Annotated in this window: 13 protein-coding genes and 1 pseudogene; 10 read left to right on the top strand and 4 right to left on the bottom strand. The window is 69.6% G+C overall.

Annotated features, from left to right (window positions below; translation table 11 throughout):
* The first annotated feature begins 37 nt into the window (after nt 1-37).
* From fxlM to AC5WS8_RS36035, 6 genes are all read left to right on the top strand, one after another.
* A complete protein-coding gene (gene fxlM, locus AC5WS8_RS36060) occupies nt 38-2,362 on the top strand; it encodes a methyltransferase, FxLD system (protein ID WP_496107712.1) in 2,325 nt (774 codons plus the stop codon).
* Nucleotides 2,363-2,549: 187 nt separating this feature from the next.
* Nucleotides 2,550-3,164 carry a GFA family protein gene (locus tag AC5WS8_RS36055; protein WP_451531550.1) on the top strand — a complete coding sequence of 205 codons (615 nt, stop codon included), beginning with the start codon at nt 2,550-2,552 and terminating at the stop codon, nt 3,162-3,164.
* A gap of 374 nt (nt 3,165-3,538) precedes the next feature.
* Nucleotides 3,539-4,612, top strand: coding sequence for an NUDIX domain-containing protein (locus AC5WS8_RS36050; RefSeq protein ID WP_496107711.1), 1,074 nt, complete (start codon nt 3,539-3,541; stop codon nt 4,610-4,612).
* Nucleotides 4,613-4,744: 132 nt separating this feature from the next.
* Nucleotides 4,745-5,572: an NUDIX domain-containing protein gene (locus AC5WS8_RS36045; RefSeq protein WP_365889059.1), complete on the top strand. Its 828-nt coding sequence runs from the start codon at nt 4,745-4,747 to the stop codon at nt 5,570-5,572.
* Nucleotides 5,573-5,850: 278 nt separating this feature from the next.
* Nucleotides 5,851-6,486, top strand: a complete 636-nt coding sequence (locus AC5WS8_RS36040) for a M15 family metallopeptidase (RefSeq protein ID WP_496107710.1) — start codon at nt 5,851-5,853, stop codon at nt 6,484-6,486.
* Nucleotides 6,487-6,521: 35 nt separating this feature from the next.
* A complete protein-coding gene (locus AC5WS8_RS36035) occupies nt 6,522-7,043 on the top strand; it encodes a P-loop nucleotide/nucleoside kinase family protein (protein ID WP_451531596.1) in 522 nt (173 codons plus the stop codon).
* Here the strand turns inward: AC5WS8_RS36035 and AC5WS8_RS36030 are convergent.
* From AC5WS8_RS36030 to AC5WS8_RS36015, 4 genes are read right to left on the bottom strand one after another with little or no spacing between them, the layout of a single operon-like run.
* Nucleotides 7,021-8,469 carry an amidase family protein gene (locus AC5WS8_RS36030; RefSeq protein ID WP_496107709.1) on the bottom strand — a complete coding sequence of 483 codons (1,449 nt, stop codon included), beginning with the start codon at nt 8,467-8,469 and terminating at the stop codon, nt 7,021-7,023. The genes AC5WS8_RS36035 and AC5WS8_RS36030 overlap by 23 nt on opposite strands.
* Nucleotides 8,466-9,674, bottom strand: a complete 1,209-nt coding sequence (locus tag AC5WS8_RS36025) for an MAB_1171c family putative transporter (protein WP_451546040.1) — start codon at nt 9,672-9,674, stop codon at nt 8,466-8,468. The genes AC5WS8_RS36030 and AC5WS8_RS36025 overlap by 4 nt, the downstream gene beginning before the upstream one ends.
* Nucleotides 9,671-10,183, bottom strand: a complete 513-nt coding sequence (locus AC5WS8_RS36020; protein ID WP_496107708.1) for a hypothetical protein — start codon at nt 10,181-10,183, stop codon at nt 9,671-9,673. Before AC5WS8_RS36020 ends, AC5WS8_RS36025 begins: the two co-directional genes overlap by 4 nt.
* A 35-nt stretch (nt 10,184-10,218) precedes the next feature.
* Entirely contained in the window at nt 10,219-10,689 is a 471-nt protein-coding gene (locus AC5WS8_RS36015) for an XRE family transcriptional regulator (protein WP_229924139.1), read from the bottom strand.
* 849 nt (nt 10,690-11,538) lie between these two features.
* On the opposite strand from AC5WS8_RS36015, the gene AC5WS8_RS36010 reads away from it, so the two are divergent.
* From AC5WS8_RS36010 to AC5WS8_RS35995, 4 genes and pseudogenes are all read left to right on the top strand, one after another.
* A complete protein-coding gene (locus AC5WS8_RS36010) occupies nt 11,539-12,426 on the top strand; it encodes a helix-turn-helix domain-containing protein (RefSeq protein ID WP_496107707.1) in 888 nt (295 codons plus the stop codon).
* A gap of 2 nt (nt 12,427-12,428) precedes the next feature.
* Nucleotides 12,429-13,154, top strand: a complete 726-nt coding sequence (locus AC5WS8_RS36005) for a zinc finger domain-containing protein (RefSeq protein WP_496107706.1) — start codon at nt 12,429-12,431, stop codon at nt 13,152-13,154.
* 154 nt (nt 13,155-13,308) lie between these two features.
* A complete protein-coding gene (locus AC5WS8_RS36000; RefSeq protein WP_496107705.1) occupies nt 13,309-13,953 on the top strand; it encodes a WhiB family transcriptional regulator in 645 nt (214 codons plus the stop codon).
* A pseudogene (locus tag AC5WS8_RS35995) lies at nt 13,950-14,946 on the top strand (hypothetical protein); the annotation flags it as partial. The gene AC5WS8_RS36000 and the pseudogene AC5WS8_RS35995, both read left to right, overlap by 4 nt.

The following is a 14,946-nucleotide window of genomic DNA, read 5'->3' as shown; positions in this document are numbered from 1 at the left end:
CCACCCACCAGCTGAAGAGCAGTTGAGGAGCACGCCCGTGGCGTACGTCGTCCGTGACCAGTGGCAGCAGCACTATGCCGACGGCAAGGGGTTCCGGGAACTCGGTGAGCGCGAGCGGGCCCTGCTCGCCGAGCACGCTCCCGTTCCCGATGGCGGCGGACGGGCGCTCGATGTGGGCTGCGGCACCGGCAGCCTGGCCGCCTACCTTTCCTCCCTCGGCTACACGGTGGACGCCGTCGACTTCGCCGACAGTGCTCTCGCCCGGGCCCGGGACGAACACGCCGACGTCGAGCGGGTGCGCTGGATCTGCCTGGACATCGAGCGCGACGACCCGGCAGATCTGCACGAGGACGGCTACGACCTGGTCACCATGCGGCTGATGTACCCCTTCCTGCGCGATCGCAGCCGCGTCCTGCACGGGCTCGGTGAACGACTGCGGCCCGGCGGCACGCTTGTGGCCATCACCCCCGTGGTCGAGCACACCCCGGCCGAACGACGGGACATCGCCCTCGACGAGGACGAGGTCCGCCTGCTCGCCGAAGGCTGGGAGACCGTCGAGCGGCTGGAGGCGGACCAGCTCGCTGTCCTGGTCCTGCGCGGCCCGTGCCACACCGGCACCCGGGCGGTGGAGCGGCAGCGACCGCCCTCCGGTCTGGCTGTGACAGGCGCCCTTGCGGTCGTCACCGACGAGGCCGGCCGGGTCCTGCTCGGCCGCTCGCGCCGGGGCATGTGGGAACTTCCCGGCGGGAAGACCAGTGGTGCGGAGTCCTTCGAAGCGGCGGCGGTTCGGGAACTGGCCGAGGAGACGGGCCTGACCGCCTCGGCCTCGGACGCACACGTGGTCACGATGCTGGCCGACGACAGCCACGGCGTGCCGCGGCTCACCGCGGTCGTCCGTATCACCGCATGGTCCGGCACCCTCGCCAACCGAGAACGGCAGTTGTTCGACCGGTGGGAGTGGCATGACCTGCACGCCGTGGCCTGCCTCGGTCCCGTGTTCGCTCCAGCCGCGCAGGCCCTGGGCGCGACCTGGCCCGGGGTTATTCCTGGCCTTGCACCGGTCCACTCCTATCCGCTCGCGATCGACCAGCCGCCCGTGCCCGGCGAACCGGCCGAAGCTGTCCGGCTGCGCCAGCAGATGACCCAGACGGTCATCGACGGCGGCTGGGCGCCCTCCGAACCGGTACAGCAGGCGCTGCGCACGGTGCCCCGGCACCGCTTCGTCCCCGAGAAAGCCCTGAAGACCGCGTACGACGGCGGCGACCGGGCCGTCGTCACCCGCCGCGACGAGACGGGGAAGGCGACCAGTTCGGTGTCCGCTGCCTGGCTCCAGGCCGACATGCTCCAAAGCCTGTGCCTGAAGCCGGGAGCGATCGTGTTCGAGGCGGGATCCGGCGGCTACAACGCCGAGCTCATCGCCCATGTGGCCGGCCCCACGGGCAGGGTGGTCACCGGCGACATCGACCCCTACGTCGTACACCGCACCCGGCGGTTGACCACGGAGGCCGGCAGCGGCCGTGTCACCGCGTTCCAGGGCGATGCGGCACTCGGCGCCCCCTCACACCTCGTACCGCGCGGCGGCTTCGACGCAATCGTGATCACCTACAACTCCTGGGACATCTCCCCCTCCTGGCGGGAGCAGGTAGCTGAGGGCGGGCGCCTAGTCCTGCCCCTCGAAATCCACGGATACACCCGGGCGATCGCGTTCGAGCGACGCTGCGAGGTACTGCATGCGCGGAAGTTCACGCACTGCGGATTCCTCCGCGCCCAGGGCGAACACGCCCGCCCTATCCCGGCCGTGGACCTCCTCGACGGCGAGCTGAAGCTCCGATTCGAAGACGGCACCCCCGCCTCGACGAAGGGATTGGAAGAGGCGCTGCGCGGGCCGCGCCACCAGGTCGCCACCGGGGTCACCATGGGGGCGGCCTTCTACTTCGGCTCGCTGCAGCTCTACGCGGCCACCACATTGCCAGGCTTCGTCCGTCTGTCCGCCCACCGGGACAAAGGCACGGGTGTCACCCAGATCGCGAAGGACGGCGATGCGCCGGCGATCCTCGGCGACGCCTCACTGGCCTACCTCATCCACGTCCAGACCCGGCACGGTGACAGCCCTGCCGAAAAGGAGTGGGAGTGGGTCGTCCACGCCTTCGGCCAGCACGGCCCGCAGCTCGCCGAGCAGCTGGCGGCCACGGTGAGAGCCTGGGACCGCGACGTACGCACGAACGACGGCAAGCAAAACGACCCTGTCCTGACCGTTCACCCGGCTAGCACCCCCGACCGCCAGCTACCCGCCGGCGACGTCCTGGACAAGCCCCACAGCCGCCTCGTGTTCCAGTGGCCGGGCCGTGTGCCGTCGCCGTAGACCCGGCCGGACGAAAGACATGGGGCTGACGCTGAAGCGCGCCGGACCAGGACGGCCTGCTATGTCCGGCATACGTGAGCCCGACGGAACCCCGGCTCACGGGCGTCGAGTCCCACCCATCGATCCCTGCACCTGCTAGAAGCCTCCACGACCCTGCCGTCCGCATCCCATTTCCCCGAGGAGATCCATGGCCGAGACGACCCGCCCCTCCGAACAAACCGAGCGCGAAATCTGCAACACCACACGCAGTCCTTCCGGTGACCCGGTGCTGGTGCACACACCGCCCCGCCTGGTGTCCGAGAGCCAGCAAGCCGACGGATCCGAAGCCACCAAACAGGCTGTCACCCTCCTGGCCCCAGAGATCCGAACCGGCCGATGCCAGTGCGGTGACATCGCATACGAGGTAAGCGGCCTCCCGGATGATCCCCATCTGTGCTCATGTCCTCACGAAACCCGGATCTCCGGCGGTCCAGCCGTACTCTGGGTCGGCTTCCACAAGAACGGGCTGGCCTGGACAGGCCCCGGCGGTGAACCAACCTGGTACTCGACATGGCCAGACCTTCGCCGCGGGTTCTGCCCCCGATGCGGCACCCACCTGATCTCCGTCGCTGACTCCACAGACATGATCATGGTGACCGGCTTCAGTCTCGACCTCCCCCACCAACGCGGTATCGAGCCCGTCGGGCATTCCTTCCGAGAGAACGCCGTTCCGTGGATGAAGATCACTCTCGCCCCAGAACCGCCCCGGTCCGCGGCCACGCTACCGTGCGGTTCATCACCAGCCCGCACGCCGAGCGGCTGATGTCCGTCGCCGGGCTGCCGAAGCCGGCCCAGGCATGCCGGTCGTCCGCTCGCGGACGCCGATCGGCAGCACAGTCCACACCCCTGCCGCCAACGCGACTCACCAACGTGGCCATCAGCAACCGGATCGGCGTCCTGGACGAAGGACAGATCATCCAGGAAAGCACCTACGACCAACTCACCCAGGAACCGAGGCTGTTCCAGTCCCAGTGAGAGCTGTAGCGACGGAGCGGCGGCGCCGCCTGATCCACGCTCCCCCGTCCGCGCCATGACACGCCCGCCCACCGTCCTGAAAGGCAGAGCCACGTGACCTCCCCCGCTTCCCCTTCGGATCGCGTTGCACCTCGGGCTGCCCTCTCGGCAGCGCAGTACGCCGTGTCCTCCCGGCACGCGGTGTGGCTCGGCGCCGCCGCGATCGTCACCGACCAGGTCGGCCGCGTCCTGCTGGTACACCCCACCTACCATGAGGACGACCGGTGGCTGTTGCCCGGAGGAGTCGTTGAACCCGGCGAACACCCGCACGACGCCTGCCGACGCGAGATCACCGAAGAACTGAATCTGCCGAACCTGCCCCTTGCGAGCGTGCTCGCCGTCCACTCCCTCTCGTCACACCACGCCGCCATCCGGCGCGGCATCCCATGCCCCGGAGAGATCCGCTACGTCTTCGACGGCGGAACCCTCACCCCTGACCAGGCGAAAGCGATCCGCCTGCCGCGCAAGGAACTATCCGAGTACGCCTTCCTCGAAACGCGGGACGCGATGCAGCGGCTGCGCCCCGTGGACGGGCAGATCATGCTCGCCGCCTACCGCGCCCGCCTCGGGAACACCGCCACCGCCCACCTCGCCGACGGCCAGCACATCCTCGATGTCCCACCCCTGGACCGCCATGACGTCCACGTCCGCTACCGGCCCCTGTGGGACAGCCCCCTCAACCGTGACCCTGTCCCTGAACGGCTCCCCGTGCAGCAAGCCTGGGCGTGGTGCTTCGTGCCCGACGGCCGGGTCGTCCTCGTCGCCGACCCAAGCCCCCGGGGCGCCCTGCCCATGCTGCCAGGCGGCACTGTGGAAAGGACCGACACGACACCCGAGGACACCCTCCACCGCGAAGCCGCCGAGGAAGCCCAGCTCACCCTGACCGACCCGGTGCGACTGGGCTGGGTGCTGGACGAGACCGGCGAGGTCTACGGCGGAGTGGGCCCCAACGCCCGGCTCCGCCTAGCCGCACGGGTCACCGATATCGGGCCGGCGACCGTCGACCCCGCCACCGGCCGCCCCTTCGCACGCCTGCTCGCAACCCCCGCCCAGGCAGCCGCCCTTCTGGGATGGGGCCCGCCAGGAGCGCGGCAAGCCCGACTCGCCGCTGAGACAGCCCGAGAGCGTTGGGGCCTGCCCACCGCTCGCCCCACCGCAATCGACGAAGTCCCTGCGAAGGGGATGCGGCTGAGCTGACACGAACGACCGCCCTTCTCAACTCTGGACCAGCCAGACCATCGATCGGAGGCACGTGTGCCGGACGACACCCAACAGGCGATCTCATCCGTCCCGAACCCGGCGACAGGAGGTGGACCGCGGGAGCACCACATGCACCTGCTCCCGCGGTACTACCGTCAAGTAGAGGCAGGGCGCAAGACGATCGAAGTGAGGGTGGCCACCCCGCAGAAGCGCGCCGTTGCCGTCGGCGACACGGTCGTCTTCCACGACCGCGACACAGGCCGGGAGCTCGACGTCATCGTGCAGCGGATCACCCCGTACCCCTCCTTCGAGGATCTGCTCAGTTCAGAGGACCCTGCGCGCATTGACCCGAACGGGCCGCCCGGAGAACTGCTCGCCAACCTGCGCAGCATCTACCCGCCAGCCAAGGAGGGCCTCGGCGTCCTCGCCTTGGCATTCGACCACCGCCCTGCACGGCCAGGCCGACCGATGCCGATGACGCCCGCGCAGTACGCGCAGACCGTCCCCCACCATACGGTGTACGGCTGCCTGTACATCCGCGACGAACACGACCGGCCGGTTCAACTGCGCTCGGTCTACGGCTCGCGCCTCTGGCAGTTCCCGGGCGGCAACCTGGACGCCCAAGGAGAGGACCCGCTGCAAACCGCTCGCCGCGAAGCGGTCGAAGAGACTGGCCTCGAACTTGGCCTGGATACGCCGAAGCTACTCCTGACGCACTTCCTGCACGCCGGGCCCCGCCTGCCGCTCAACAAGGTAGGGCTCATCTTCGACGGAGGCCGGCTCACCGCAGAGCAGCTCGGTCGGATCCGACTCGATCCCGCCGAGCACGACATGTGGGCCGTGCACGACCTCGCCACCTGGCAGGGCCTGATGGCGCCACGCGCCTTCGCTCGCCTCGACGCCATCGAACGGGCCCGTCGTGGCGAAGGCCCCGCCTACCTCACCACGCACACCTGATCCCCAGAGCACCCACCCAGCCGGACGAAAGCGTCGGCGACTGGGCTTGGCACCCGCTCGATCAGCTCCCCGACAGCCTGTTCGTGTGCAGCGCCCAGATCCTCACCGCATGGCGGCCCGACTTGGCCATCGACCACTCACCAGCGCACTCCACGCGTTTCGCATCCGGGCCAGCGGCCATGCCGGGCGACGGCCTGGCCTGACCGCCAGCACCCTCGTACGCCTGCGGCACCGCTCATCTTTTACTGTCGAAGGAGACGTAGTTGAAGATCGTGCTGATGTCCGACCCTCGGGTCGCCGCCATCCCTGTTCAGGACTGCGGCGAGGAACTCATCGACATACGGGCGACCGGCCTGTTCCTCGTCGATCAACGCAAGCAGGACTCCGACGGCCACTTCGCGCACCTGCGGCACGGGCTCATCGAGCGCCTGGAACACGCCCAGCGACTGCTTCCCACTGAGTTCCGCCTGCTCGTCGTTGAGGGGTACCGGCCTCCGGCGCTCCAGCGGGCGTACTTCGAGGAGTACGCGACCAAGCTGCGTCGCGGAAACCCTGACTGGAGCGACAGTCGCGTCCACGAGGCCGCAAGCCGCTACGCCTCCCCACCTGAGATCGCGCCGCACAGCGCCGGCGCGGCCGTCGACCTGACCCTCGCCGCCTCGGACGGCCAGGAGGTGGACATGGGGACGAGGATGAACGCCTCCCCAGAGGAAAGCGACGGTGCCTGCTACACCCACGCGAACTCGATCAGCGGCGCTGCCCGGGCCCATCGCGACACGCTCTGCCGCGTCATGTCAGCCGCCGGTTTTGTGAACTATCCAACGGAGTGGTGGCATTTCAGCTACGGAGACCGATACTGGGCCCTCCACACTGGCCAGGCAGCCGCCATCTACGGACCAAGCGACCGTACGTAGCAGCAGCTACCAGCAGCACCGCGAGGGAGCGCGACATCGTAAGCAAGCCGACCGCCGTCCTACTCATCGGGATCACCGGCTCCGGCAAGACGCACCTTGCACAGGCTCTCGCCGCGATGGGCCTTGTCCGCCTCAGCGTTGACGAGGAGGTCCACCGCCTCCACGGCCGGTATGGGGTCGACTACCCCGAGCACGGGTATTTCGAGCGCGAGGCTCCTGCGGTCGAGACCGTACGTGCGCAGCTCACGGAGCACCTGCGCGCGGGCCGTGCCGTCGTCCTCGATCACGGCCTGTGGCGTCGTTCCGATCGCGAGGAATGGAAGAAGACAGTCCAGGCCGCGGGCGGATTCCCGCTGCTCGTCTACCTGCCAGCCTCCAGGGAGGAGCTCCTGCGGCGCCTCGCCGCGCGCAATCAGCGCAAGGACGCCAATGCCTTGAACGTGACTCCCGAAGCCTTGGACGACTTCTTCGCTCGGTTCGAACCGCCTACCGACGATGAAGGTGCCGTCGTCGCCTACAACGGCGACGCAGAGGTCATCCGCTCCATGATCCGATGACGCCCCCGGCCGTCCCGCCGAGCAGAGGCGCCAGGTGCTCGGCCATCACGAGCAAGGACCGCTCCGAATAGGCCGGTCCTACCAACTGCACACCAATCGGGAGGCCATCGGCGCTACGCGCAGCAGGCATGACCAGGCTGGGCAGACCGACGTGGCTGGTCAGGTTGGCCCAGCCGGTCTGGTCGAAGAAGCTCCGTTCGACGCCGTCGACCATGAGAGAGCGGCTCCCGGCTGGGATCGCCGCAGTAGGAGCGGCGGGCGTAATGAGGACATCGTGCTGGGCGTCGGCGAAGAACCGGTGCCACGTCTGCCGGAGCCGGAGGCGCTCCTCGTTGGCGCGGAGCCAGACACGGTGTGTCTGCGTTCGGTGGCGGAGGAAGGCGGCTCGAGGGCTCGCATCGTCCGTGTGCAGGTCACGGGCAGCGGCGAGTTCGGCGGCGCCGGCGTCGTCGTCGGTGGCTGCGGTCGTGGTGGCGTAAAGGAGTTGCTCGAAGAGGCGCAGAGAGTCAGCGAAGCCGACCGGCCCCGTGGTGTGGCGGACACTCGCGCCGGCGGAGGTCAGCGTCCGTTCGACGGTGGCGAGAGCATCAGCGGTGTTGCGGTCGACTGGGCAGCTCGCGTCGTCGGCCCACACTGCCACGCGGAGCTGGCCGATTGGGCGTTGCACTGTGGGCAGCGTGACGCTCCAGGGGTTGTTCTCGTCGGGTGACGGTGTCGTCAGTGCGGCGAGGAGCAGGTCGAGGTCTCGGGGGTGGCGGGCCAGGGGGCCGGGGGTGACCATGTCGCTGCTGGTGATCCACCCCGGCGGGCGAGGGACGTGGCCGCGGGCTGGGATGAGTCCCTGCGTGGGGCGCAGGCCGTAGACACCGCAGTAGTGGGCGGGGAGCCGCAGGGAGCCGGCGAGGTCGCTGCCGAGGTCTGCGGGGGTCAGACGGGCGGCGACTGCTGCGGCGGGGCCGCCGGAGGAGCCGCCGGTAGTGCGCTTGGGGTCATGCGGGTTAAGCGTGGGACCGAACAGGACGTTGTCGGTGTGCAGGTCTTGGCAGTACGCCGGGGTATTGGTCTTGCCCATGATGACGGCGCCTTGGTGGCGGAGCCGGGCGACGGCGTCGGCGTCGCGTGCGGGAACGTGATCGGCGAGGTCTTCGGCACCGCTGGTGGTGCGCAGGCTGGCCGTCTCGAAGCTGTCCTTGATCGTGAGGGGAAGGCCGTCGAGGATGCCGGTGCTCTCGTTGCGGGCGCGGCGTTCGTCGGCTGCGTGTGCGACGGCTCGGGCAGCGCTGTCGTCGCGGGTGACGACAGCGTTGATCTGGCTGGCGTCGATCTGCGCCAGGTGGAGGTCGAGCAGTTCGCGGCTGGAGATCTCGCGGCGATCCAGGGCCTGGAGCTGGACGTGGGCGGGCTGGTGGGTGAGGTCGGTCGTCATGCAGAGACCTGCTCAAGGTGGGGGGCTCGTGCGGGCTGGCGGGGCAGGTGGCGCGCGACGTCGAGGAGAGCGTCGATGTCGTCCATGGGCCTGCTGGTCTGGCGTTCGGAGTCGGCGAACTCGGTGAGCTGGTCGGTCTCCGGGCGGGTACCGGCTGCCCGGGCGGCGATTCCGGCGAGGATCTGGTCGGCGGTGACGGCCGCGGACAGCTCTTCTCCGCGAAGCCCTCGGGCCCGGTGGCGGGCTTCGCTGGCTTCGCGGACTGCGGCATCAAGGTACTGACGGATCACGAACCGTCCGTCTCTGATCTCGACTGCTCGGCGGTAGAGCCGGATCGAGATGCTGCGGAAACGGCGCCTCTGGGCCGGGTCGACTCGGTCGATCGGCAGTGCGATCTCGGGCGCCTCGCTGTAGAACGCCAGCCACAGAGGGCGTAGGCCGTAGTAGCTGCGGTATTGCTTGATCCGGTACTGGAGGCTCTGAGCCTGATCGTTGATGGTGGGCACTAGCCAGCCGATGAGCGTGAGCATGGCGCCGACATCGCCGCAGGTCCACGCGAAGCCCTCCCACTCTGCGAGCGACGCGTTGAAGGCACCGGCGATCACGTTCCCGATGCGCACGGCGCTGTATCCGAGAGTGACGGTCGCGCCGAGGGCGACGATGCGCAGGCCGATACGGACGGACCCGCGTGTGCTGCGGTGGGCCAGGCGCCAGCAGGCACGGGCTAGGGACAGTTCACCGATGGTGTAGGCCGTGACGTACAGGGTGAGATACGCGGCGTACCAGCCATCATGCGCGTAGTACAGCGTGAAGTTGATCGGTCGCGGCGCGTTCGGCGTCAGCATGGCGAACAGCACCAGCAGCCCTGCGATCACAGCGAAGCCTGCGGCTAGCCACTCCCGTGCCCTCCTGCGGGCAACTTCGGGAGGTGATCCCCAGTAGGTGAGGACGATCTGCTGGCAGGCGAGCAGCGCGACCACGCACCCCATCGCCAGGGGTACGGAGAGGTTCACCACGCCCAGGACATGGTCGAGGTACTGCCACATCAGTGTGATGGAGAACAGGAACGACAGCCCTGACAGCAGGAAGACGGCGGCCAGCGCGGTGAAGGCGGGGTCTCGGCGGCGGGTCGGCACGTCCCGCAGCAAGCAGAGGAAGCCGAGCGTGGCGACGACGAGGCTGATCGGGTGGAGCAGGTCCTTCACGGCCGGGCCTCCCGTCGGCGCAGCAGCGTGTGCGTGACCCGGTCCTGCACTTCGTCTCCGGAGGACTCGTCGCTGCGCAGCCACCGGTCGATGATCCGGCGCTGGATCAACGAGGCGAGGAGCTCGGTGTCCCGCTCCTCGTCCTCGTCGTACTTGGTACGGCCCAACATCATCTCGACGGTGGCCGAGCCCACGCTGGTGAAGATCGTTGAGGAGAGCGCGGACGCCGGGCGGTTCTTGTGGTGGCCGAGCAGCAGGTGGCTGAACTCGTGGGCGATGATGTGGTCCTGGTGCAGGGAGCTGGTCCGCGGGTCGTAGTACACGTGGAAGGCACTCTCCGTGACGGCGCATGCCCCGCACACGGAGGGCGCCTGCTCACGGGCCTCCAGGACCACCTTCCGTCCCGTGCGGCGTGAGACCTCGTGGCTGAGGTCGCGGATATTGGTGACGTGCGGGAGCTGCAGCTCGGCCAAGAGGTCAGGCCGGCGCAGCCTACGTGCGGACCACATTGCTTTTCCTTGATCACTTACTGAACGCGGCCGTTTTACGAGCCAGTTGAGGGCGGCAACCCCTCGGACTTTCGTACGCTCTCGACGATTCCCAGGACGGCATCCTTTCCGTCTGCGGAAACGTCAGACAGGCGAAGGAGCACGTTTTTGATCTTCGTGTCGCGAAGCAGTGCGAGCAACTCAAGTTCCTGCACGGTCTTTTCGGCGACGGCGTCGTCGAACCAGTATGCGGGGTCCACGCCGAAAAACCCTGCTAGCGCTTCGAGGTGACGCTTCGTCGGGTTATCGCGCTGCCCGGTTCGCAGGAGCCAGAGGTACTGGGCCGACAGTTTGCCCAGCCCGCGCTTCTCCATGAGTTCGGCCACCTCGGCGTTGCTGAAGGGGCCGCGGTCGGGCGGGTGCACTGTGTCGAACAGGCGGTTTAGGCGGTCCATGAGCCCCTTGGGGCTCACCTGGCCTTCGGTCGAGTCTTTCATGATCCTTTCCTGGGTGGACTTCGTCGTCACTTCAAGCACCCTACCCCGCGATAAACGTGAGTTGACGAGCTGATCCACTGTATGGAAAGTTCTTCCTCACCAGCACGTTTCCGTGTGACGCGTACCGCCTGTTTCAGGTCGGCCTGTCCGTTTCTACCGGCAGGAGTATGCCGGGTGAGTGGCACAAGCCACATTCAGCCAGCGACATAGGTCACGTCTGGCACGCAGGATTTTATCTTCGACCGGAAAGTGCGGAGGCGGCAGTGGAAACACCCCATCCGCCTCGCATTTCCACTGCGGGGAATAACAGACACCCGTTCCAAATCGGACACAGTGACACGCTCTCGGCGTTCGAGGCAACCGCGGCAACGGTGCGCTTCGACGCGGGGGTGCGCCCCAGGTCGCGCCGTACGGACACTTGCGGCACACGATCATCCGATGACTCTCTGCAACCAGTACAGAGTTTAAGAACCAAGTCTGGATCTTGATACGGGTCCGTGCGTATGTTCGTCGTCCCCGGGCAGCCCGCCCGCAGCGACGGACATGAGGAGAGCACGAGGACGGACCGGACCGCGAAGGTCCACAAACAGCGACGGCGCCCGGGAGCGGTAACTCACGGACGCCGAACGCTAAGCGGCATACCCGCCCCGGCAAGGGCGGAGATTGCCCACCATCACCACGCTGAGTCCTTCCAAGGGGCGCGTCAGCGTGGCAACACTGCAAAGGGGAGTATCGCATGTCTCCTGCCCTGCGCAAAAGGCCCTTTCGCCTGGCCTGCGCGGCAGCCATCTCCGCCTCGGCGCCTCAGCGCCCCGAGCCGGACCGCACGTTCATGGCCCCGCCGAGCTGCGGGACCCGCCCGCTCGTCGGGAGCTGCCGATGAGCAGCGAAGCTCGCGACTGGGTGTGGGAGCACAGCTGCAGCCGGGGGACGGCGCGTCTGGTCCTGCTGTCGATCGCCGACCGGGTGGGCGACGAGCAGTGCGTCTCCTGGGCCTCCCTGTCGAGCCTGGCCAAGCGCACCCGCGCCTCCGTCTCCACGGTCCGCGAAGCCATCGACCGTCTGGTCGACGCCGGTGAGCTGGAGCAGCTCGAAGACCTCACCGGCCCGCAGCGCAGCACCGTCTACCGCCTCCCCCTCGCCGCCAAGGTCCTGGCGGAGACCGTGGACGACAAGGTCCCCGACCAGACGCCGGCGGAGGGGACCGAGGCCACCCCGGCGCTCCGGATCTCGGCCCTGCGGCGCTACAACATCCGCCCGCGTGAGGTGCCGGAATCCCCTGCGAGGGCCCGGAAACCGGCAGTACCGGAATCCGGCAGGTCCCGACGGAAACCGGCACCTCGACGTACCGGAAACCGGCACAGCGATGTACCGGAAACCGGCACACAGAACCGTAGTGAACCGGATTTGAACCGGAGGTACAGCAGTGGTGGTGCTGCCGTCCTCTCGGCTGCCGAGTGGCAGGTCGACCCAGCCACCCACACCTGGGCCCGCCAGCAGGGACACCTCGACCGCCTCGGCGAGCAGGGCCTGCAGGCGGCCGACGCGAAGTGGCGTGCCCACCGGGCCGGCTTCAAGCCGAGGCCGGCGGCTGCCTGGGCTGCCGACTGGCGCTCCTGGGTCGCCCGGGAGCACCCCCCTGGCCGCCCGAACCTCTACGCCGTGCCCGGCACGGGTCCCGGCCAACCCGGCGGCATGACGCGGGCAGAGGCCCACACCGCCGCCCTCCTCGCCGCCCTGAACGAGCCGACCGGAACGGAGCAGTAGCCGTGGACCGCCGCGAAATCGCCGCCCTGCTGGCCTACATCGGCCGACTCGACCCCCGCACCATCCGCACCGACCAGGGCGAGGCACGCGACCAGCTCGCCCAGTGGCACGAGCTGCTCGGCGACGTGCCGATGGCCACTCCGCACGGCTGGGACGCCCGCGTCGCCGCCCGACAGCACATCCGAGTCTCGCCGTACCAGATCCTGCCCGCGGACGTGGCCCGCCCCTGGGAGAGCCACCGGCGCGACCGCCTGGCCCGGCACTCCGATCCCACGCCGTCCGCCGACCCGGACGACCAAGCAGCCTGGACCGCCGAGCTGGTCGGCACCCGCCGCGCCGTCGCCGCCGGCACCGCGCAGCCCGCCCAGGCCAGAGCCATCACCAGCGGTCGCGCCCGGATCGACCCGAGGCTGGAGGCGAGGCTGCGGCAGATCGGCTCCTGCATACCGCCCGCCGCCCGCGCCGCCCTCGCCCCCTACCGGCCCGCCCGCGCAGCCCGCGAGGCCGCCGTCGCGCAGGGACTGCCCGACGCCCTGAGCGTCAAGTGCGAGTGGTGCCTGGCCCAGCCCGGCGAGCCGTGTCGTCGCCGCCGGATCGGCCCCGACGACGGCGTACGCACGACCGCCCCGCGCGCCACCCCGCACCCCGGCCGCGTCGACCTCGCCGCCGCCCAGCAGACCCAGCAGAGCGAGCAGAGCGAGCAGGTCCAGCAGCCCGCGCTGGCCTGACCGGCGCATCGGCGCGTGCCTCCCGGCGCACCGCCACCCCAACATCACCGTCCCGCCCCGGATGCGGCGCACGCCCGCGCGCCGTAGCCGGCACCCGACGCCGCGCCCAGCGCCCGCCCAGCCGGCCGACGCGGCAGCACATCGGAGACCACCCTTGCGTCACATCACCACCCACGACGCGCCGGCCACCGGCCTGCGCAGCATCGGAGACACCAGCTGGCACACCCAGGGAGCGTGCCACGGCATGGACGTCGAGGACGCTGACGCCGTCTTCTTCCCGCTCCCGCGGGACCACGAAGCCATAGCCGAGGCGAAGGAGCTGTGCGGCTGGTGCCCGGTACGCAGCGACTGCCTCAACTTCGCCCTGGAAAACGTTCTCAAGGAGGGCATCTGGGGTGGCCTCACCGAGGCCGAGCGGCGTCCCTGGCACGACGGACTGCACCAGCGCCTCGACTACCGACGCGTCACGTCCTTCTTCCTGGGACGCGACGTGCATCTGACCGAGGCCGAGCGGCAGGTCGTCATCGACCACGCCTACGTACGCGGCTGGCGGCCCGACCGGCTCGCCACCGCCCTGCAGATCAGCCACAAGCACGCCCGTGACCTGCTCCGGCAGGCGGCCAACAAGGTGTTCGACCGCGACCGCACCTACGGCGTGCCGCGGCCCAAGAAGAAGCGGAAGAAGACCGCCCCAGCAGCAGGCGGCCCCCCGCCCGCCTCAGCACCCGGCACACAGCAGCCAGCAGCCCGCCCGGCAGCGTCGACTCCGGCGCACGCCTCTCTCGGAAAGGCCGCATGACCCACCCCTTCCTGTCCCTCGGCGCCGCTCCGGACCTCTCTCTCCTCCTCGCCGCCGTGGTGCCTGCCGCCGTCGTGCTGGTGCTGACCGCCTGGACGATCCGGCGCCGGGGCGCGCGCCCGCAGAAACGTCTCAGCGGTCCGGCGGTCAAGGTCGCTGCTCTTGCCGCCCTCGGCTGTACTTGCTACTCCGCGGACACGAGCTGGCGGTTCGCCGCCGACTACCTCGACATGGCCGGCACCGCCGAGCGGGCCGGCATGTTCGCCGCAGCCGAGCTGGCGCTCTTCGCGACGGCGCTAATGGCACGGCAGAACCTGGCCACCGAGGGCGCCCCCGGCCTTCCGGGCACGTTGGTCTGGGTGATCACCGGAGTGCAGGTGATCCCCGCCTATGCCGAGAGCGGTCCTATCGGCGGCACGGTAAGGGCCTTCGTCGGGCCGGTCATGGCGGCGATGCTGTGGCACCTCGCCATGGGGATCGAGCTGCGCCTGCGCACCCCGGGTGCCGCCTCCCACGGACTGATCGCCGTCCTGGGGCGGGAAGCACGCGAGCGGCTGCTGTCCCGCCTCGGGATCGCCGCACGCGACCGCGACGCCGCACAGATCACCCGGGACCGGGCCACCGCCCGCGCAGTCGCCCTCGCCGTCCGCCTCGCCGAACGCACACCCGAGCAGCAGCAGAGCCGACGCGGCCGGCGGCTGACGCGGCGCCTGTCGAAGGCGGTCGGCAGGGCCTCGGTCGGGACCGACGCCCGCCAGCGCGCACAGCTGCTCGACCAGCTCGCCGCGCGCCGGCACGCACTCGCGCTCGCCACGGTCCCGCTTCCCTCGCCCTGGTCCCCGGCGCACATCACCGCGAGGGCAGCCGCCGTCCCCTCGCATCCGGCCTCGACGGCGCCGGTCCCCGCAGCCGATCCCCCCGGCCCCCACGAGTCGTACAGGGACCGGGGACCGAGCGCCCCGAGGGGACCGGTCCCCAAGATTGCGGACTCTA

This window comes from Streptomyces sp. PTL18, assembly GCF_059510295.1.
The sequence above is the reverse complement of the archived record's forward strand: the minus strand, read 5'-3'. Positions and strand labels throughout refer to the sequence as shown.

What these genes read in the sequence shown, in the direction of transcription:
- AC5WS8_RS36055 (WP_451531550.1), top strand. Translation starts at nt 2,550, where the DNA reads ATGGCCGAGACGACCCGCCCCTCCGAACAAACCGAGCGCGAAATCTGC.
- AC5WS8_RS36045 (WP_365889059.1), top strand. Translation starts at nt 4,745, where the DNA reads ATGCACCTGCTCCCGCGGTACTACCGTCAAGTAGAGGCAGGGCGCAAG.
- AC5WS8_RS36040 (WP_496107710.1), top strand. Translation starts at nt 5,851, where the DNA reads ATGTCCGACCCTCGGGTCGCCGCCATCCCTGTTCAGGACTGCGGCGAG.
- AC5WS8_RS36030 (WP_496107709.1), bottom strand. Translation starts at nt 8,469, where the DNA reads ATGACGACCGACCTCACCCACCAGCCCGCCCACGTCCAGCTCCAGGCC.
- AC5WS8_RS36020 (WP_496107708.1), bottom strand. Translation starts at nt 10,183, where the DNA reads ATGTGGTCCGCACGTAGGCTGCGCCGGCCTGACCTCTTGGCCGAGCTG.
- AC5WS8_RS36010 (WP_496107707.1), top strand. Translation starts at nt 11,539, where the DNA reads ATGAGCAGCGAAGCTCGCGACTGGGTGTGGGAGCACAGCTGCAGCCGG.